This window comes from Photorhabdus bodei (assembly GCF_003287735.1).
Taxonomy (GTDB): Bacteria; Pseudomonadota; Gammaproteobacteria; order Enterobacterales; family Enterobacteriaceae; genus Photorhabdus; species Photorhabdus kayaii.
In genome coordinates this window covers 32,943-52,227 of sequence record NZ_NSCM01000035.1, presented here as the reverse complement: position 1 = coordinate 52,227, position 19,285 = coordinate 32,943, and the positions used below count along the sequence as shown (strand labels likewise).

Below are 19,285 nucleotides of genomic sequence, written 5' to 3'. Positions count from 1 at the left end.
CTCGATTAGGTTGGCTGAAGAGATTTTCACTGCATTAGGTTTCCCTGACCCTACAGAGGTTAATCTTAGACGATTAACAAAAAAGAGGCTTAAGGAAATTAAGGCTAATTCCCCTGAGAGGGAACCCGGTAAAGACAGTGATAGAGTATTGCCAGATAGAGCTTGTTTCGTAAGCTATTATTACTATTACTGACTCAAGTAATTACCGGGTAAGAAACTGTTATGTTTAAAGGTATTATTTCTTTGATCAGATTGGTTGAAATTATGAAATCAACCCAATTGATTGACCCGGAATCGCAGCGAAACTTTGAAAAAATCAGCAACGAATTATCGAAGGTAAAGTGTTATCTAATACTATTCGAGTGATAGGTAATTTTGTGTAAATTGAGGTTTTTTTATGAAACAGATCTATAAAATGGTTTTCGTCGGTTTTACCATTAATGTATTAATATGTTTGGCTTCACTGGTGGCGACCAGGGCGCTTTATGCCAGTTATGATGATCTCTCTTATCAATTACAAAGTGTGGTTGATAAGTTATTTATCGTGGATAAAGTGCTACAGGTTTTCATTTTCCTGCAAATTGTTAATTTATTTATTATTATCAAAATGCCAAAGTATGCAAAAATCAGTTCTTTTATCGTGTCTTGTGTCTTTCCGTTGGGGGTGGTTTATTTTATTGGGTGTTTATTGTCTATTCAACGCGTGGCACTTTCTTCATTTGCTGAGTGTGAAAATAATAATACCGTCCCAGATAGCGCGGTTTGTTTTTTACGGGACGAGTATCGATACAAAGCGTTAATTTGGAGCGGGGGGGCTATTTTACTCTTGATTAAAGGTTTAAGTAGTACGTGTATCACGATGGCGGTGATGCATTATGTCTCATATCGTAAAATAAAAGATCGTTATTTCTTTGCCGAGAAAGAGAACGGCTTTTTGTTAACCCCGACCACTTTTAGTAAAACGATTTTTTTGCCTTATGGATGTATTGAACAGGTTGAACAACGTAAAAATAAAGTAATTGTTTCCGTTAAGTTAAAGGGAAAAATCGACATAGTGTGTTCAACGAAATTTATTGATAGAGCAGAGCTGGAAAAAGTCGTTAATACGCTGTCGCTGGCGGCGTCAAATAATCAGGGTGATAAACAGTAGTTATTGCTGCTCTTGAGATGTGAAAAATTTATCCTTAATTATACCGGAGCTATTATGTTTGAAGGCATTATTCGCCTGGGTGATAAGCTCAGCAGCGGCGGTGAAGTGATTTCCGCTTCTTCCTCAATAGAAATTGACGGTAAAAGCGCCGCGTTATTGCATGATGTAGTCAGTTGTCCGCTGGAAGGGCATGGTATTAACCGTATTGTCAAAGCCAATGCCCAATTTATCTCTGATGGCAAGCTGGTCGCTTTTGATAAAGCCCTTTGTCAATGCGGTTGTTATGTCATTTCCAGCACATCGAAAATGGGTACCGGAGGGGAAGCGTGATGACCTGGGAAATTCCGGAACCGCATGTTGTGCACCGGCCAGCGTCGTTGAACTGGTCACTCTGGTGGCGGCTGTTCAGTCTGATCTGTTTTGTCGTGGTGGTGGCCGCCAGTGGTTTTTGGTACATGTTTGAAGATCCCCGTAGCGTGTTCTACGCCGTGGTTGCGGTGGTAGGAGCCGCGATGGTGTTCGGGTTGATAGCCGGTTGGCAGTTTTTTCGTTACGGCGTGGAATTGGAGCAGGCGGAGCTACTGACGCAGGAAAATGCCTGGCAGGAAGCGTATTGGCAAGCGTGGGCTTCACAAGGCATGAAGGTCGTGGATTATCATGCGATTTTTCCGCCTGAAGTCCCGTCACCGGCGGACAGTGCGGTGTTAGTCAATGGCGATAGTGCCCTGGTCTTACCGCCTTTTCCGGGGTATACCCGCTTGTTTGAAGAGGTGTTAGGACCGATGCGCCAGAGTTTGCTGAAACATGTTACTCGCCGTCAGTTGACTCTCTATTTCCCTTTACCGGTCGCAGAGACCGTTTGGCATCAATTCTGCCAGGTTTGGCAAAAGCTGGGGTTTTCGTTGTCGCAGTTACAAGGCCCTGTTGTGCTGAAACCGGATTATGCCAGTCAACTCAATGACTGGCTGGTGACGGAAAGCCAGGATCTGATGCTGATAATCACATGGTCGTGGGAAAGTCCTGATGAGCGTAGCAGGGCCAGTGATGGCGCAGTAGCCTGGTTATTAACAGCATCGTCTTCTAAGCTGCCGGCAAAATGTTGTTTGCATCGTACAATGACGACAACGCCTGATGATGCTCAGCGGGATATCGCCCGGTTTCTGCATTATCAATGCCCGGCTGTCGCGGCGGGGACACTGTGGGACAACGATGTTGATCCCGCCATAAAAGATCGCTTACTTATCCAGCTGAATCAAGTGTTGACATCTTTGTTATCACCAGAGGTGACGACAGCACCGGTCATGCCGGATCACCAGTGTGTGAGCCACTGGCTGGGGAAATCAGGGGATTTTACCGACTGGTTTACCCTGACGCTCGCTATGAGAATGGCGGAATATCAACATGTCCCTCAGCTTTTTCTGCTTTCTCAGCATGCTACGTTACAACTGGGGACGGTCTCCCCAGTAAACCCGGCGATAACATCAGGAAATTCCTATGTCTAAAGCGTTTATTACCCGTAATCTGGGGGTGGGGTTGATAACCCCGCTGATAGCACTGGTGTCAGGCGGGCTGCTATATCTCCGAGGGGATCAGTTAGGATTAAATACGCCGGCGCTCAAGATAGTTGTCTGGATAGTCAGTATGGTGGGCGTCATCTGGTTGTTGAACCTGATTCGTGACGTCAAACAGGGGACACCCCCACAGAAAGTGCCCAATGCCTTCAGAGGAAAAGCACTTTCCTCTGAAGAGCCATCTTATTTTTGGGCGCTGAAAAGCCGTGCTCGTCGGCGCTATGGTTATTTCTGGCGTTTTAAAGTGCGAATTTTACTGGTGACAGGTAAAAAGGCGCTTGTGGAAGCGATTGTACCGGGGTTGACGACGCAACACTGGCTGGAGGGCCATCGTACGCTCCTGCTGTGGGGCGGTAGTTTACACACTGAACCCGATGCCGCGCAACTGGCGGCCCTGCGTCGCTTGCGCCGTTTCCGTCCGCTCAACGGTATCGTCTGGGCATTGACCGAACAACAAAGCGCCCAACCGGTCTGGGTGGATAAGGCATTGCGGATGTTGCAGAAACAGGCCCAACAGTTGCACTGGCAGGCACCGGTCTATTTGTGGCAGGTGTGTCACAGTCTCTGGTCACAGGAAGGGCGGGTGACTCAGGCGGTGGGGTGCTTTTTGCCTGAACGCTGTACCCCCGAGATGGTGGAGACCCAGCTACGCCAGTTGATTGACCCGATACGCAAGCGGGGGATGCAGCAACTGTTGCCCGAGAATGCCCATGATTTTTTGTATCGGCTGGCCTCCACGCTGGAGAAAACAGGCATTGCCCACTGGCGCAAGATGTTAACGCCGTGGCTGGCGGAGTACGCTCAGGTCGTGTCGTTGCGTGGCCTGATGTTCAGTCTGCCGCTAGCGGCGACCCCGGATGCAGGACCGCAAAGCTGGCTGCCCGATGCCGCCTGGCAGGGGGTATTAGCTGACAGTCGGCACCGGCACGGCAGACGGGTCGGCTGGATCCAGAAGCGCAACGTTTATCACGGCCTGATGGCCCTGGCCTTATTGTGGGGCGCGGGCAGTGTGCTTTCTTTTTTTACCAACCGCGACCAGATAGCGGAGATCAACGCGGCGGTGACTGATTTGCAAGCCCGTCCTGAGGCGTCCGACGCCCAGTTGATGGCGTTTAAGGCGCTGCGTAATGAACTGGGCCGGTTGCAGTACCGGGCCGAACACGGTGCCCCCTGGTATCAGCGTTTCGGTTTGAATCAAAATCAGCCGCTGTTGACGGCGGTGTTGCCGTACTACACCCAGATGAATAACCGGCTGATACGGGATAAGGCGGCGGCGATACTGCGCCAAAAATTGAGCGCCCTGGTGAATCTGCCCCCGGGTAGCCCGCAACGGGCCCGCCGGGCAAAAGCCGCGCACAACCAGCTTAAAGCGTATCTGATGATGGCCTACCCACAGAGAGCGGAGGCCGCGTTTTTAACCCGCGTCCTCAGTGAAAATGAGCCGGCCCGGGCCGGTATTGCCCCCGGCGTGTGGTTGAGCGCGGCCCCGGATTTGTGGGATTTTTATGCGGAGAATCTGCCCGCCCATCCGGAATGGCGGATTACGCCGGACACGGCGTTGGTCAGTCAGGCGCGCCGGATATTGCTGGAACAGATGGGGCGGCACAATGCGGAAGCCACGCTCTACCAGCAGATGCTGCAATCGGTGGAGCAGGATTATGCCGACCTGACCTTAAGGCAAATGACCGGCGACACCGAGGCGGAACGGTTGTTTACCACGACACGCGTGGTGCCGGGAATGTTTACCCGTCAGGCGTGGGAAGGGCAGATACAGAAAGCGATTGATAACGCGGTGGCTTCACGCAAGGAAGCGATTGACTGGGTATTGAGTGATAACCGTCAGGCCGTCCCGGCAGCCGTCTCACCGGCGGAGCTGAAAGCCCGCCTGACCGCGCGTTACTTTACCGATTTTGCCGGGGCCTGGCAGGATTTTCTCAACAGCCTGCGCTGGAACAAAGCGCGTAATCTGGCCGGGGTGACAGACCAGTTAACCCTGATGACGGATGTGCGCCAGTCCCCGCTGATAGCGTTGATGAACACGGTGGCGTATCAGGGGCAGACCGGCCGGCAGGGGCCGGCGTTATCGGATGCATGGGTGAAATCCGCGAAGACGTTGCTGAATAAAACGGCGGTGCCGGTGATTAACCAACAGGCTGGCGAAGTAAACGGACCGATGGACAGCACTTTCGGTCCGTTACTGGCGTTGATGGGGAAAAATAAGGCATCGGATGTCATAACGGCGGACAGCAACCTCAACCTGCAAACCTTCCTGACCCGTGTCACGCAGGTGCGGCTGAAACTGCAACAGATGGACAACAGTGACGACCCCTCGGAGAGGGTGGGCAGGCTGGCGCAGACGGTGTTTCAGGGCAAAAGCACCGACCTGACGGAGACGCAAGGCTACGGCAATCTGATGGCGGCCGGTTTGGGAGCCCAGTGGCGCGGTTTCGGTCAGACGATGTTCGTACAGCCGTTAAATCAGGCATGGCAGGGAATACTGAAACCGGCAGCGGCAAGTTTAAATGAACAGTGGCAGACAGCAATAGTGGCTAACTGGAATAGCGCCTTTGCCGGTCGCTACCCGTTTGCCGGCGGGCAGAGTGACATTTCATTGCCGATGCTGGGGCAGTTTATCCGCCCGGACACCGGGCGCATTGAGCAGTTTTTGACGCGCCAGTTAGGCGGGGTGCTGCATAAAGCGGGCAACCGTTGGGTACAGGACAAGGTGAACGGTCAGGGATTGCAGGTTAACCCGCGTTTCCTCAGGGCAGTGAATCAGCTCGGTCAGTTATCGGATGTGCTGTTTGCGGACGGCAGTCAGGGACTGCGGTTTGAACTGCGCGCGCGCGCGGCGCGGGATGTGGTGGAAACCGACCTGACGATAGACGGGCAGAAATTGCGTTACTTCAACCAGATGGAAAGCTGGCAGCGTTTTCGCTGGCCGGGAGAGACGTATAAACCGGGGGTGATGCTGACCTGGACCAGTGTCAATGCCGGGGCGAGGCTGTTCGGTGATTATCCGGGAACCTGGGGGCTCATTCGCTGGCTGGCACAGGCGAAAGCGGAAAAGTGGGATGAAAGCCGTTACCGGCTGACATTCACTATGCCGGACGGTTTACCGGTGACCTGGATATTACGCACGGAAATGGGCGGCGGACCGCTGGCGTTGCTGAAACTGCGGGGATTTACGTTGCCGAAAGAGATCTTTGTGGTGACGCCGGGGGATGACACGAAAATGTCGGCGGTCGATGACGATGACCTGACGGAGGGATCATGTTGCAACGATTGATAACAACCTGTCTGGGTGAGCGTGATGTGTTGACCCTCGCCCGAGAGCAGACCGAACGGTGGACGACGTGGTTGTTGCCCATTAGCGCGGAGGCGCCGACCGGAGAGGATCCGGTTCATCACGATGATTTTCAGCGCATGCGTGAGGAGGTCAATAAACTCAGTGGCATTGATACGGCCCTTATCTGTCAATTGGCGGAAAAACTGCTGATGACCTACTGCAAAGATGTTCGCGTGGCAACCTATTACGTCTGGGCGCGTCTGCATCAGGAGGGTGAAAACGGTCTGGCTGAGGGGTTGACGTTGTTAGCCGCGCTGGCGGACCGTTTTGGCGAAACCCTGCTACCCCATCGGGCAGGCCGCCGTCAGGCGGCGCTGGCGTGGCTGACCGGGGGCAAAGTTCAGGCCAGTTTATCCCGCTACCCGGAAGTGAATCGCGCCGATTTTGAACGCGTGCTGGCCGCGCTGGCGTTACTGGAACACGTGTTTGCCGACTGGGACGCGGCGGCTCGTCCCACCCTCGCCGGGCTGGCGGGCCCCCTGGAAACCCGTCTGGCCCAATCGGGCGGTGTTGACGCCGTGGTGCCGCAAACTATCGCACAGACCGCGTCGGCGAACGGTGACGGGCCGTCACCCGGCGTGCGGCCCGTGCAGTCCGGGCGTGATTTGCTGGAACAGGCGCGAGAACTGGCGCGTTATCTGCGTGATCAACCGCGCGGGTGGTTATCCAGTCATCGCCTGATGAAAAGTCTGCGCTGGGACACCGTCCATCAGTTACCGCCACAGGATACCACCGGACTGACCCGTTTGGCACCGCCTCGTACGGAATACCGGGCGCAGCTGAAACGGCTCTACCGGCAACAAAGTTGGCGTGAGTTGTTGGCGCAGGTCGATCGGATGTTTGCGGAAGGGGTTAACCACTTTTGGCTCGATTTACAGTGGTATCTCTGTCAGGCATTAAGCAAATTGGACCATCCTGATGAAAGTTGGGCGGATATTGTGAAACAGGATCTGAGCATCCTGCTTGGGCGCCTGCCGGGGCTGGAGAATTTGGCCTATAACGACGGAACACCGTTTGCCGATGAGGTGACCGGTCAGTGGATAGCGCGGGACGTGATGGCGGCCCAGGACCTCGGGTTACCGGACGCCCCGCCGGCCCAGGGTGAGAATGACCTCCTGGCGCGGGAAGCGGAGGCGTTACAACTGGCGGACAGTGAAGGTATTGAGGCCGCGTTGCGTTGGCTGGGGCAATTACCGGGGATCATGGGGGTGCGTCCCCGCTGGCTCCAGCGCTTGTTGATGGCGCGGGTGGCGGAGCAGTACGGCAAAAATGAGATGGCGTTGCATCTGCTTGCGGAGCTGGACGCCGGCGAACCGTTGGGTCTGAGTGAGTGGGAACCAGCGCTGATGTTTGAGGTGAAAGCCCGGCAACTTAAGTTGCTGCGGATGAAAGCCCAACGCAGTGAACAGGATAAGGCGCTGACGGCACAACGCAGGGAGACATTGCTGGCCGGACTGGTGGCGATTGATCCGGTCAGGGCGGCGGTGTTGTGTGGCTGATGGCCCTGGAATACGGCATGACAAGCTTATCCCTGTTCGACCCGTTTTACCCTCCCCAAGGTATTTATTCTGAACTGTTTATTTGAGGACAATCCGATGGATGATTTAATCCTGCGCTATTACGAGGCAGAAATGCGCTACCTGCGTGAAGCGGGCAACGAGTTTGCCAAAGCCTACCCTGACCGGGCGGCTCTGCTCAATCTGGACAGAGTCGGCACCCGTGACCCCTATGTGGAGCGTCTGTTTGAAGGCTTTGCCTTTCTGATGGGCCGCCTGCGCGAGAAGCTGGATGATGACTTACCGGAGTTGACGGAAGGGCTGGTCAGTTTACTGTGGCCGCATTACCTGCGCGCCATCCCTTCCCTGTCCATTGTGGAACTGGGCGCGGATTGGGCACAGTTGAAACAGCTGAAAAATCCGGTCCAGGTGAAAAAAGGCTTCGAGGTACTTTCGCAGCCGATCGGCCCGCAACAGACCCGGTGCCGCTATACCACCACTCAGGCGGTTCAGTTGCTGCCGCTGGCGCTGACTGACGCTTCGCTTAAATCTGAGCCGGATGGCCGGGCTGTCATTCGCCTGCGTTTTGATTGTGGCACTCAGGCGGACTGGCGCCAGGTTGATTTGAGTCGTTTGCCGCTGTACCTGAGCGCGGACAGCCCGCTGGCCTGCGCGTTACATCGGGCATTGACGCTTCAGACGCAACAGCTGTATCTGCGTCTGCCCGGTCAGCCCGACCGCCAGCCGTTTGACGGGGGATTCTCCCCGTTGGGATTTGGCGATAAGGAAAGGCTGTGGCCGACAGGAGACAGCGCGTTCAGTGGTTATCAGCTGCTGCTGGAGTATTTTACCTTCCGTGAGAAATTTATGTTTGTCGCGTTGTACGGGCTGGAACAGCTGACTATACCCGACAGGACGCCGTGGTTTGAACTGGATGCGGTGTTAGGTGAAAGCTGGCCTCAGGAGTGGCCGTTTTCTGCGGCGCATATCCGTTTGCACTGTGTGCCGGTGATTAACCTGTTCCCGCTGGAATCCGATCCGTTGCCGCTGTCACCGTTGAAAACGGAGTATTTGCTGCGCCCGATGCGCCTTCAGGACGGGCATACCGAGATTTATTCGGTGGATGCGGTAGTCTCCTCGAAACGCAGTGATCACCAGTCGTATGTGCCCTTCAGTAGTTTTCGCCACAAAGGCGGTATGCTGCGCCATGACGCCCCGGCGCGTTACTACCATACCCGGGTGAAACAGGGGCCGTCGGGTTTGTACGACACCTGGCTTATTCTGGGCGGGGAGGCGGTTGATAATAATGAGGGATCGCGTGAAGCAGAAAATCTGTCACTCACGATGACCGGTACTCATGGGCAACTGCCTCGTCGGGCATTGCAGGAGACGCTGCTGGATACGGCGGTGTCTCCCCCGTTGGCGGAACTGACCGTGCGTAATCTGTGTGAACCGACATTGCCGTGTTATCCGCCAAACCGGGATCGCTTTCACTGGCGGGTACTCAGTCATCTCGGCTCCAATTTCCTCAGTTTGATGGATAACCCGGAAGTGTTGCGCGGCACGCTGGCCCTGTATGACTGGACCGATGACGAGATGAACTATCGCCGTCTGACGGCCATTGTGGCGGTGAAACATGCGCTTATCGAGCGGTTTGAGCAGGGGTGCCTGCAACGGGGCGTGCATATTGAAGTCACGCTGGACAGCAACGGCTTTACCGGGACCGGGGATATCTGTCTGTTCGGCGAAATGCTCAGTCGCTTTTTTGCCTTGTACGCCGATATCCATCTGTTCAACCGGCTGACGCTGGTCTTACAACCCACAGGAGAACGCTTGTCATGGCAAGAGAAGCACAGTCAGTGTATTCCCGGTTAATGTCCGGACTAAAGGACGATATTTCGACGCTCAATTTCTATCAGTTCTGTCAGGCCGTTGAGCGCGCGGTCCCGGATCGGCCCCCCTGGGCAGTACGGATAATCCCGCCGATGATGTGATACGTTTCCGGCCCCATCCGGGGATGGGGTTCCCGGCCGGCGCGCTGAAAGCGATGGAAACTGACTGCGAATACCCGGATCGCCCCCCGACAGTCAGAACCACGTTTATGGGGCTGTACGGCGTGGATTCCCCGTTGCCGACCGCTTACCTGAACGATATCGCGCAGCACCGGGAAGGGCATGAAGCGGTGGAGGCCTTTCTGGATATGTTTAACCACCGGATACTGACCCAGTATTACCGTATCTGGCGTAAATATTCCTACCCGGCGACGTTTGCCTCTGGGGGAAGTGACCCAACATCGCAGTGTTTACTGGGACTCATTGGCTTAGGCATTCCGGGCAGTCAGCAGCAGATTGCCACGCCGGCGTCCCGTTTTCTGGCGTTGCTCAGTGTGATGCGCCTGCCGACCCGGACGGCGGAAGGGGTATCGGCGCTGGTGACGTTGCTGGCGCCGCAGACCCGTGTCGTAGTGACGCCCGCCTGCCCGCGGCAGATCCATCTGCGGCAACCGGCCGGTTTTTCAGACTCGCAGCCGATTTCCCTGTCGCAACGTACCGTGCTGGGCAGAGTCGGCACGGATATCAACAGCCAGTTATTGCTGGCGTTGCACACGGATTGCCCGGCGGAAGCGCGGGGCTGGCTGCCGGGCGGGCAGTTACACACTGATTTGTTGACGTTGCTGCGCGTTTATCTGGGCTGGCGGTACCGGGCCCGGCTGCAATTGACCCTTCAGACCCGAATATTACCGGTGCCGGTGCTGGGCAGCGATAAGCCTGTTCAGCTGGGGCTGACCGGGGTGCTGGGGTTGCAGGCTGAAAAAAATCAGGCGGCAATCCCGGACAAGATAACGGTGAGTCTGGGAGATTATCAGGGAATATCGCCGGACAGCCATCAAAACACCGGAGGACACCATGTTCACTACCGCTTTTTATAAAACGGTGCCGATGATAGCGGCAATCACCTTACTGCTGACCGGCTGCGGGCTGACGCAGACGGTAGCCGATGGCACGGTATCCGCCACACAGTCCCTTTTTCATCGACAAGTGAAAACAATGCGGCTGGATTTTACGCCCCGGGCAGCGGTCAACACGGATAGCGGGGAAAGTGTTGCCCTGTCCGTCCCTACGCTGGTCCGGGTTTATCAGTTGCGGGATAACCAGGCGCTGGAAAAAGCGGATTATGCGGATTTGCTGGAGAACGGCGACCGTATACTCGCTGCCGATTGTCTGGCGAGTCGGGAGGTGGTGGTCAAACCGGGTAGTCATGCTTCACTCAATATGCCGATGGCGGCGCAGGCGAAATATGTCGCGGTGGTGGGTCTGTTCAGAAATCCCGATTTAGCCGGGGCGACCTGGCGCCTAATCATCAGGCGCCAGGCGCTGTTACCGGATAAGCCGCGTACCATTGAGTTGAATGGCGGCGGACTGACTCTGTTGCCTGAAAAGGAGTAAGTCGATGAAAAAGAAAACCAACAAGCCTTCCCTGTATGAATGCCTGTTCGGCAACGTTCGCGGCGGGTTGGATTTGCATCAGATCAGTGAGGAAAATCAGGTGATTTTGTCGGTACTGGATAATATGCAGTGTATCCTCAATGGCCGGGCGGGTTCGCTGAGCCATCTGCCGGATTATGGCCTGCCTGATCTCAGCACTATCCTGCAAGGGTTGCCTGAATCGTCACAACGCTTGATCGCGACGATTGAACACACGCTGCTGACTTATGAGCCCCGCCTGAAGCAGGTCAGTGTGACGTTATTGCCGGAGATTGAACCGACGCATTTGCGTTATGACATCAACGCCGAACTGAAAGAGGTGGGGCGGGTGCGTTTTAGCACGGAATTTGTCCCGGAAGGGAAAGTGTTGGTCCGCCATCTGCGCCAACAAGGGCGGAGGGATTAATCTGCGGTGGGGCTATCTTGCCGCCGCTTTCTGTTATCGGAACGGGCCGGGGGGGCCGCCCGGACTGTTGAATGCGTTGATGTTGTCCCGCTGCGTTAATCATGCTGATTTCAGCAACAAATCTGGGTGAAAATAAAGTGATGACTGAAAATATTGTCTATACCGGGGATAATCCCCGTACGCAGCCTGAATTCCGCGCGCTGAAAGACGAAATGAGCAAACTGAGCCATCCGGCACGGCCCGACATTGACTGGGCTAAAGTTGAACAACTTTGTTTGACACTGTTTCAGGTTAACGGTGTAGAACTGCAAAGTGCCGCCTGGTACACATTGGCCCGGGCACAACGGGCCGGATTTGCGGGTATTCATGAAGGGCTGGCCCTGATTGAGGGGTTAGTGGCTCATCAATGGTCGCAATTCTGGCCGCAATCTACACGTGTACGGGTTGAGATATTGGCCTGGCTGGTCGCACGGTTACAACAGGTGTTACGTACCTCGGTTTTCTCTTATATTGACCTGCCGCTGATTTACCCGGTGGAAAAGGTTCTTGAACATCTGTGTGAAGTGCTTCAACGTCGGGAACTGAAATATGTGAGTCAACTCGACAGCCTCCGCGTGTGGCTTCACAACAGCGCTCAACGCTTAGAGCGGCTGAAACCGGAAACGGGGATGAGGCCTGTTGTCTCGGTCTCCTCCGTACAACCTGGGGGGAATGCTATTTTGACGCCCACAGCCCCCCTCCGGCCGCAACTGATATATGTCGTGCGTGAAACGGTTTCTGGTGTCCCCCCTCAGGGCAATGGTGTCCGGGCTTTACCTGTGTCCCGCGGGAAAGTCTGGCACGGTTTTGTCGCGGGTGTCGCGTTGTGCGCGCTGGCAGCGGCCGGTGTTTGGTGGGTGAAAGGGATGCGACAAGCGCCGCCGCTGGCGCAGGCATTGCAAGTGACCGCGCAGCCTTTGCCGCGGACCTTACTCCCAGCGCAACTTGCTGAGTTGCGCCACCCGGACAACGCCGTGCTGCTGAATCAGTTGCAGGAGAAAACGCTGGCGGCCAGCCGGTCGCAACTGGCAAGTTTGGAGACCTTGCCTGTGTTGTGGCGATTAACGTACGGGACGCAGCTATTACACCAACTGCAAACATTATGGCCGGCCAGCCAAACGGTGCAAGAGATGGAGAAACAGTGGCAACAGCAACGTGAAGCCACAGCGTTACCTGTCTCTGAACTGGAAAATTATCACCTGGCTCAATCGCGTCTGCAAAGATTAGCGGCCCGCCTTGATGAGCTGGATGAAAGACGCGGTCGTTATCTCACGGGGTCTGAATTGAAATCGAGGGTATTTGGCATTCAGCAACCGTTGGCGAGCACGCCGCCATTGGAAGAATTGTTGCGCCAACTGGCCGAACAACAAAAAAGCGGCACGGTCTCCCCGGCACTGTGTCAGCAAATTAACATCCGTTTCAATCAATTACTCAATCGTTATGCACTGATCATGCAGCCTGCTATCCATTAATCAATTCACTGTAAGGATTTTGGTTATCTATGAACAATGTTGTTGACGCTTTCTCTCACCTGGATGCAAAGGAATATGCCTTGGTGTGTCAAATCTGGCAGCGTGAACCGGTGTTGCGTGAGTTGGTCGCGGAACTCGATAAATATCATCTCAGAGGCAGTCAGGAAAAACGGGCCGTAAAACCGACGAAACATGCACATCAGGCATACTATTGTCACTCCTGCCAGTGTGACCACGCTGACTATTTCGATACACCATTTCATCTGATTGACCACCTGCATGTCTGTTTGTATGCGGTCCTAGTCACGCTGTGGGGCTGTGGTGTATTGAACATGCAATACGCATAAGTCACTGTCATAAAAAGTCTACGTGGATCGGTTATGCCGCAATATGATGGATATGTGTACCTTGACCATGCGTTTACGCCAGCAAGGCATTACCCTGATATTCCTAAAGGAACAGCTCACTTTTAGTGCTAACAACCCCCCTATGCAAGAGCCACAACTGCATATGATGTCTCCATCCCGCCAGTTTGAACGTGCATTAATTCTCGAGAAAGGCAGGCTGAAGGGATCTCTGCTAAAAAACAGCGCGGAGAACGAACTGGCAGACCCGGTTATGCAGTGACCATTCAGGTAACAACCGGTCAATTTCCTGATCCATAAGCCCCAACCACACCATCATACTGCGTCAGTATGTTCTGATGCCGGGTAAAGTACACGGCGACGACATCCTGGTACCGGTTCAAGCCCTGGGAAAGAGAAAAATCGCCCCCGCTGAGCACCGATAGTACCGAACACCCTGTCGGCGATAGTTTATGCCTTTAAACCGGAAAACCCGTGCGGACGGGGATATCAGGCGAAAAGCCCAAAGGGCGTTAGGGCTGGCTAGTCCGACGTATCCTGGCTGAATTGATATCTGCCTGTACAACAGGCTAAAATGAATGCACTCTATCAATGAGCGCTGAATATGTTAAGAGCGACCAAAGTCCGCATCTACCCCACCCCCGAATAGGCCGAGTATCTTAACGGCCAGTTCGGTGCGGTCCGTTTTGCGTACAACAAGGCGCTGCACATCAAAAAGCATACTTACAAACGTCACGGCGTGAGTTTAAATCCGCGCAAAGACCTCAAACCGCTCCTGGCGGTCGCGAAGAAATCCCGCAAGTACGCCTGGCTCAAGGCATATGACGCTATCGCGTTACAGCAGGCGGTGATCAATCTGAATACCGCGTTTGATAATTTCTTCAATTCGAAGTTACGCGCCCAATTTCCCACGTTCAAACGCAAACATGGCTGTCAATCCAGCTATCACTGTGTTGGGGTGAAAGTGCTGGAGGGCGCGGTGAAGATCCCGAAATTGTCACCGATAAAGGCACGCATACACCGAGAAATTAAAGGGGAAGTGAAGAGCATTATGCTATCCCGAACCGCCACGGGAAAATATTTCGCGGCTATCCTGTGTGACGATGGCAAAAATGCGCCGGAAAAGCCGGGCGTTATCACCCGCGTGACAGGATGTGATATGGGGTTATCCCACTATCTTATCCAGTTGACCGGGGAGAAGGTCAATAACCCGCGTCACCTTATCAACGCCACCCGTAACCTGCGTCGAAAGCAGAAATCGCTGTCCCGCAAACAAAAGGGCAGCGCTAACCGCGGCAAGGCACGCTTACGTCTGGCGGCAGTCCATGAGCGAATAGCCCATGCCCGCGCCGATTTTCAACACAGACTCTCTCGAACAAGGGTTGACGAAAACCAGGCGGTCATTGTTGAGACGCTGAAATCGGCCAACATGATGAAGAATCGCCACCTTGCCCGCGCTATCGGGGATGCGGGCTGGCATGGCTTCCTCATGAAACGTCAGCATTTTACTGCCCTCTGGATACTTCTCGAACCCCGATACAGTGCTCTGTTTAATACCGACCCGATCAGTCGTTTCTCGCTGAGTCAATTTGCTTTTTTTGCGGGTCTCCCTCATTGCGAGTGCGAGTATCTCTGGTGATGTGATCTTCATAATTACCCCTATAACAGATAAATACAAAATATCCCCTGAAAGGGATATATCGGCATCGACGATTAAGAGAAAGCAAACCTGACCCACGCAACCGCAGGTCAGGCACATCACTGTGATTTTCCTTTATAGAAAGGAGAACCATCACAACTCACGCTTTGGACAATCAATCACGTCGAAATTTTTGCTGTAACAAATGTAAAATTCATCACGATTGATTTGAATGGCTTTTCCCTTCAATGATGGGTTATTTTTCTGGAGGAACTTAATTAACTGTTTATTAGATGGACGATCATTAGGCAATACCAATCCATCAAACAGTTCTTGCTGCTTACTGAAAAATTGATCTGGCGTTGTAAACGCACAAACACCATGTTTTTCCCACTCACCTTGTAACAAATCTGCCCCTGGAGAAGCGCATAGATAAGGTTTAATCACCTGATAATCCAGTGGTGGCAAATCCCCTTTGCAAAGACGTGGATGTTTTCTGACATCAGACCAATCACGGCACTGTGCCATTGATTTACTATCACAGGTTTGCGCCCACAAGCCGTGAATTACCCAACTAAATTTGTTTTCGGAGAAACATTGCAATTCAAACTTTTCATATTCACGCTGCGCTTCAGCAAGTTTGTTACTATTTTTCAGGCGCTCAATATTCTTTGCTTTGCTCTTACAAAATGCTGGAGAATAACTAATAGACAGTTTGAAATAATCTGTCGATGCGATTGCGTTCTGACCATAACGGTCACCTTTAGCAACATAATCATAATCTTTCGGCGGAGTAGCAGGTAAGATACAAGACGCCCCCTCTTCCAATGTTGATAGAGACTCCAACGAGTCAGTCACTTCTGGTTGCTTCACACAACCCACAATCAGTAAAACGAATATTGCTGATAATAAATTAAAAAAACGCATCTTAATTCCTTTATGGGAAATTATTTCCCTGTTGATGGTAAACAAACAAAAACCTGCCAAAATTAAGGCAGGCGACTATTAAAATTATTTTTTTCAGTCAAATCAATTTGATACACGGCAAAACCGATCTCATCATTTTCCAAATATTTCACGGGATATTGAGAAAATGCTTTGATGAATTTCGCCGCTTTCTCACTTGGAGACGTTTCGAAACGGATATCCAATTTCTTGTCAGTTTTGATTGGCATAATCGACCAGTTATTCTCTGCTTTGGTCGCTACTATCCCTTTCTGTTTAGACATTTTGGCAATGTAAGCAGCCAAAATAGCGCGGTTCTCATCCGGTGAAGCGAATGCAATGTGATCTTCGCCTGTGCCGGCAAATTTACCACCATAGGCGCGGTAGTTATTGGTAGCAATGAGAAATTTAGCGTGAGGATCGATCGGTTTACCTTGGTAAGTCAGCTCTTTGATACGATTCGCCCCTTGATTGATGATCTGGCAATCAACGTCGTATTTAGCGGGCTGAGTCAGATCAATCTTATAATTCACGCCACTTATCATGTCGAAGTTATAAGTACGAAAACCGCTCCAATTCAACAGATACTGCGGCTGAGTTGAATTTGGATCAATCTGGTTATACATGCCGGCCGAACACTCCAACCATTCAATCACATCAGCGCCAGTGACCTTCACAACAGCCAGTGTATTGGAATAGAGATACAAATCTGCTGCGTTACGAAAGGTTAAATCACCTTTTTCAACTTCAATAAACTCTGAAGGTGCATTTTTACGCCCGCCAACTTTGAATGGTGCCGCAGCGGCCAGAACAGGAATATCTGCTAAATCGGGATCACCTTGAATAAAACGCCGCGTGTAATCGGCTTGTGCATCATTCACAATCTGCACTGTCGGGTCACTTTGAATCAAAGCCAAATAGCTATACATATTGGCAGACGCTTTGCCAATCAATTTACCGACAAAACCCCGCGTCCCCTGATGAGCTTGCCCGATAATTTTTGCCAACTCACTATCACGCTCAACCAGTGCCTTTTTATTCACTTTGTCATAAATCGGGCGCACTTCCGCTTTTGCTTCCGTCACTTTCCATGCCCCACCCCCGTTGTCGATAACCATATCAACAACACCTAAATGATCACCCCATTGGCCGGGCATAACAGCCGGAATACCGTTAACCGTACCTTTAGCAACATCAACGCCTTTAATGTCTGCAAATTCTTTACTTGGAAACACACCGTGTGAGTGACCAAACATAATCGCATCAATACCTTTAACTTCACTCAAGTAATAAACCGAGTTCTCAGCCATTGCCTTATAAGGCTCCTTGGAAAAGCCGGAGTGAGGAATAGCAATAATCAAATCTGCCCCCGCTTTTTTCATTTGAGGAACAAATTTTTTCGCGGTTTCAGTGATATCGTTAACGACAACTTTCCCATCCAGATTGACCTTATCCCAGATAACAATTTGTGGCGGTACAAAACCGATATAGCCAATCTTGATGGTATGATTCTTACCCTCCCGGTCTTTTACCGGCGTATCAACAATAATATAGGGGGTGAAATAGTTCTTACCGGTTTTCGCATCCATGATGTTGGCATTGATATAAGGGAACTTCGCACCGGCAATGGCTTTTTTCAGATAATCCAAACCAAAGTTAAACTCGTGGTTACCAAAGTTACCCACGGTATAACCCATTGTATTCATTAACTGATGTGCTGGATGAGATCCCCCTTTTTTAAGGCCTTTTGCGGCCACGTAATCAGCCAGTGGGCTACCTTGAATCAAATCACCGTTATCGACCAGAATGGAGTTAGAGGCTTCTGCTTTGGCTGCTTTAATTAAACTCGCTGTGCGTATCAAACCAAATTGTTCTGTAGGTTTATCCTTAAAGTAATCAAAATCAATCAGGTTACTGTGAACATCAGATGTTTCCATTACCCGCAAATCAACTGTTTCAGCATGGACATTACATGCGACCAATAAGGTTAATGTGGAGACTTTCAACACATTGTTAACCATTTCACACCTCTTTTTTAGGTAGTTTAGGAGGACTCAAAATCAGCTCTCCTTTAACTGTCAACTTACAAGTACAGATGAGCGTCGATTTCCACAATCATCTGTTTTTTATTTTCATAAGCTGGATTGTCGCTGTGCGCATCATCATATGCCGCTTCAACGAACAAATTCAGGCTATTGTACTGAGAAATTGCAAAACGTTTATCTCAACCAACAAGATAAATCTGTTTTTTTATAGTTAGGGTGCCTGCATTTTTATCACGCAAAGAGTCACTCGCAGACATACCACTTTGCCAAGATCTCACTCCTCCTATAACACTAACACAGTAAAACCGGCCCTCTAGCCACCTTTAATACGGTTTAATTTAAGTTAAGTAAGAATAAAATATCTACAATGCTTTGTATTTAATTATTAGCTTTATTTCTGGACAAAAACCTCTCTATTCCATTGAGCCGGTAAAATATTCAGGCTAATAAATACCGCTCATAATATTACCGTATAAAACAAACTTGTTAACAAATTGTAAATATTTTCGAGCAATCAATTATCATCCATATTATGGTTTCCTTATATAAACTTTTATGGTTTTTAATTAAAAAATAATCGTTAATTTAGGTTATAATGATGAACACTTTTAATTAAAAATGAGTGATTCTATTAAAATTTCAATTTTTTGATATAACCTTCAACCAAACAATCTACTGTAACCATATAATAAATAAACACAAAAATCATTTTCGTGATAAAATGCACAATTACATCGTTAAACAAACAAATAATTAAAATTATTTGTGATAATAATCACATCATCAGGTAACTTTATCTTTTTAATTTTATTAATTACATTATTTATAAAAAAAACAATTTAAACATTAAAACTTTAATAATTAATTTAAATATAAATTGATTTTAATTATAAAATAAGAAAATATTAAAAGTCATAAAAAAAATGTTATTAATTTTATATAAAACAAACCTCTAAAATTAATTAAAATTATTCCTTGTAAAATATAGAAATATATTTCAAATATTATAAAAAGCAAAAATACCCTTTATCTTTTAAAATAAAACAAAAATAATAAATTAATTTACAAACAAAATATAAAAATTAATTATCATACTGATTTAAAAGAAAAATAATTTATCAATAACTTTGATACCACTAGAATGACTATAAACGACTTTTCTGATCAGCATGACACATTCATCCATCGCCCCCACTATCTCACTCAATTCAGCAATGAAGAGAAAATAAAAAAATTTATGTTCCCCTCTTGACCAGAAACAATAATTACATTAATTTTATTTAACATTATAAAGAATATCATTGAACCTTATCATTTCAGCAC

Annotated in this window: 13 protein-coding genes and 3 pseudogenes; 14 read left to right on the top strand and 2 right to left on the bottom strand. The window is 50.5% G+C overall.

Annotated features, from left to right (window positions below):
- The 14 genes and pseudogenes from CKY02_RS25315 to CKY02_RS16830 form a co-directional block, all read left to right on the top strand.
- Positions 1-193 (top strand): annotated as a pseudogene (locus tag CKY02_RS25315) (putative type VI secretion system effector); the annotation flags it as partial.
- Positions 194-397: 204 nt separating this feature from the next.
- The gene (locus CKY02_RS16890; RefSeq protein WP_112896194.1) at positions 398-1,150 is read left to right on the top strand and encodes a hypothetical protein; all 753 of its coding nucleotides are present in this window, start codon (positions 398-400) and stop codon (positions 1,148-1,150) included.
- Between the two features lie 54 nt (positions 1,151-1,204).
- Positions 1,205-1,480, top strand: coding sequence for a PAAR domain-containing protein (locus CKY02_RS16885; RefSeq protein WP_167405325.1), 276 nt, complete (start codon positions 1,205-1,207; stop codon positions 1,478-1,480).
- On the top strand, positions 1,480-2,652 hold the full coding sequence (locus tag CKY02_RS16880) for a hypothetical protein (RefSeq protein WP_112896193.1): 1,173 nt from the start codon (positions 1,480-1,482) through the stop codon (positions 2,650-2,652). Before CKY02_RS16885 ends, CKY02_RS16880 begins: the two co-directional genes overlap by 1 nt.
- Before the next feature lie 139 nt (positions 2,653-2,791).
- Positions 2,792-6,010 carry an ImcF-related family protein gene (locus CKY02_RS16875; protein ID WP_420899236.1) on the top strand — a complete coding sequence of 1,073 codons (3,219 nt, stop codon included), beginning with the start codon at positions 2,792-2,794 and terminating at the stop codon, positions 6,008-6,010.
- Positions 5,995-7,569 (top strand): type VI secretion system protein TssA, encoded by a 1,575-nt coding sequence (tssA, locus tag CKY02_RS16870; RefSeq protein WP_112896191.1) that lies wholly within the window; start codon positions 5,995-5,997, stop codon positions 7,567-7,569. Before CKY02_RS16875 ends, tssA begins: the two co-directional genes overlap by 16 nt.
- Before the next feature lie 96 nt (positions 7,570-7,665).
- Positions 7,666-9,441: a type VI secretion system baseplate subunit TssF gene (gene tssF / locus CKY02_RS16865; RefSeq protein ID WP_112896190.1), complete on the top strand. Its 1,776-nt coding sequence runs from the start codon at positions 7,666-7,668 to the stop codon at positions 9,439-9,441.
- Positions 9,405-10,495, top strand: a pseudogene (tssG, locus tag CKY02_RS16860) (type VI secretion system baseplate subunit TssG). The gene tssF and the pseudogene tssG overlap by 37 nt, the downstream one beginning before the upstream one ends.
- A complete protein-coding gene (gene tssJ, locus CKY02_RS16855; RefSeq protein WP_112896189.1) occupies positions 10,473-11,012 on the top strand; it encodes a type VI secretion system lipoprotein TssJ in 540 nt (179 codons plus the stop codon). Before tssG ends, tssJ begins: the two are co-directional and overlap by 23 nt.
- 4 nt (positions 11,013-11,016) lie before the next feature.
- Complete coding sequence (tssE, locus tag CKY02_RS16850) at positions 11,017-11,457, top strand: type VI secretion system baseplate subunit TssE (RefSeq protein ID WP_112896188.1); 441 nt, start codon at positions 11,017-11,019, stop codon at positions 11,455-11,457.
- 101 nt (positions 11,458-11,558) lie between these two features.
- Positions 11,559-12,968 carry a VasL domain-containing protein gene (locus CKY02_RS16845; RefSeq protein ID WP_238399209.1) on the top strand — a complete coding sequence of 470 codons (1,410 nt, stop codon included), beginning with the start codon at positions 11,559-11,561 and terminating at the stop codon, positions 12,966-12,968.
- Positions 12,969-12,997: 29 nt separating this feature from the next.
- Positions 12,998-13,315 (top strand): hypothetical protein, encoded by a 318-nt coding sequence (locus tag CKY02_RS16840; RefSeq protein ID WP_112896187.1) that lies wholly within the window; start codon positions 12,998-13,000, stop codon positions 13,313-13,315.
- Between the two features lie 67 nt (positions 13,316-13,382).
- Complete coding sequence (locus CKY02_RS16835; RefSeq protein ID WP_238399210.1) at positions 13,383-13,595, top strand: recombinase family protein; 213 nt, start codon at positions 13,383-13,385, stop codon at positions 13,593-13,595.
- A 342-nt stretch (positions 13,596-13,937) separates the two neighbouring features.
- Positions 13,938-14,837: pseudogene (locus CKY02_RS16830) on the top strand (RNA-guided endonuclease InsQ/TnpB family protein); the annotation flags it as partial.
- A gap of 288 nt (positions 14,838-15,125) precedes the next feature.
- Here CKY02_RS16830 and CKY02_RS16820 read toward each other — a convergent pair.
- Positions 15,126-15,899 (bottom strand): ribonuclease T2 family protein, encoded by a 774-nt coding sequence (locus tag CKY02_RS16820; RefSeq protein WP_112896186.1) that lies wholly within the window; start codon positions 15,897-15,899, stop codon positions 15,126-15,128.
- Between the two features lie 62 nt (positions 15,900-15,961).
- Positions 15,962-17,938 carry a bifunctional 2',3'-cyclic-nucleotide 2'-phosphodiesterase/3'-nucleotidase gene (locus CKY02_RS16815; protein ID WP_112896185.1) on the bottom strand — a complete coding sequence of 659 codons (1,977 nt, stop codon included), beginning with the start codon at positions 17,936-17,938 and terminating at the stop codon, positions 15,962-15,964.
- Between the last annotated feature and the right edge of the window lie 1,347 nt (positions 17,939-19,285).

What these genes read in the sequence shown, in the direction of transcription:
- CKY02_RS16815 (WP_112896185.1), bottom strand. Translation starts at nt 17,938, where the DNA reads ATGGTTAACAATGTGTTGAAAGTCTCCACATTAACCTTATTGGTCGCA.
- tssJ (WP_112896189.1), top strand. Translation starts at nt 10,473, where the DNA reads ATGTTCACTACCGCTTTTTATAAAACGGTGCCGATGATAGCGGCAATC.
- tssA (WP_112896191.1), top strand. Translation starts at nt 5,995, where the DNA reads ATGTTGCAACGATTGATAACAACCTGTCTGGGTGAGCGTGATGTGTTG.
- CKY02_RS16845 (WP_238399209.1), top strand. Translation starts at nt 11,559, where the DNA reads ATGCTGATTTCAGCAACAAATCTGGGTGAAAATAAAGTGATGACTGAA.
- CKY02_RS16840 (WP_112896187.1), top strand. Translation starts at nt 12,998, where the DNA reads ATGAACAATGTTGTTGACGCTTTCTCTCACCTGGATGCAAAGGAATAT.
- tssE (WP_112896188.1), top strand. Translation starts at nt 11,017, where the DNA reads ATGAAAAAGAAAACCAACAAGCCTTCCCTGTATGAATGCCTGTTCGGC.
- CKY02_RS16820 (WP_112896186.1), bottom strand. Translation starts at nt 15,899, where the DNA reads ATGCGTTTTTTTAATTTATTATCAGCAATATTCGTTTTACTGATTGTG.
- CKY02_RS16890 (WP_112896194.1), top strand. Translation starts at nt 398, where the DNA reads ATGAAACAGATCTATAAAATGGTTTTCGTCGGTTTTACCATTAATGTA.
- CKY02_RS16875 (WP_420899236.1), top strand. Translation starts at nt 2,792, where the DNA reads ATGGTGGGCGTCATCTGGTTGTTGAACCTGATTCGTGACGTCAAACAG.
- tssF (WP_112896190.1), top strand. Translation starts at nt 7,666, where the DNA reads ATGGATGATTTAATCCTGCGCTATTACGAGGCAGAAATGCGCTACCTG.
- CKY02_RS16835 (WP_238399210.1), top strand. Translation starts at nt 13,383, where the DNA reads ATGCGTTTACGCCAGCAAGGCATTACCCTGATATTCCTAAAGGAACAG.
- CKY02_RS16880 (WP_112896193.1), top strand. Translation starts at nt 1,480, where the DNA reads ATGACCTGGGAAATTCCGGAACCGCATGTTGTGCACCGGCCAGCGTCG.
- CKY02_RS16885 (WP_167405325.1), top strand. Translation starts at nt 1,205, where the DNA reads ATGTTTGAAGGCATTATTCGCCTGGGTGATAAGCTCAGCAGCGGCGGT.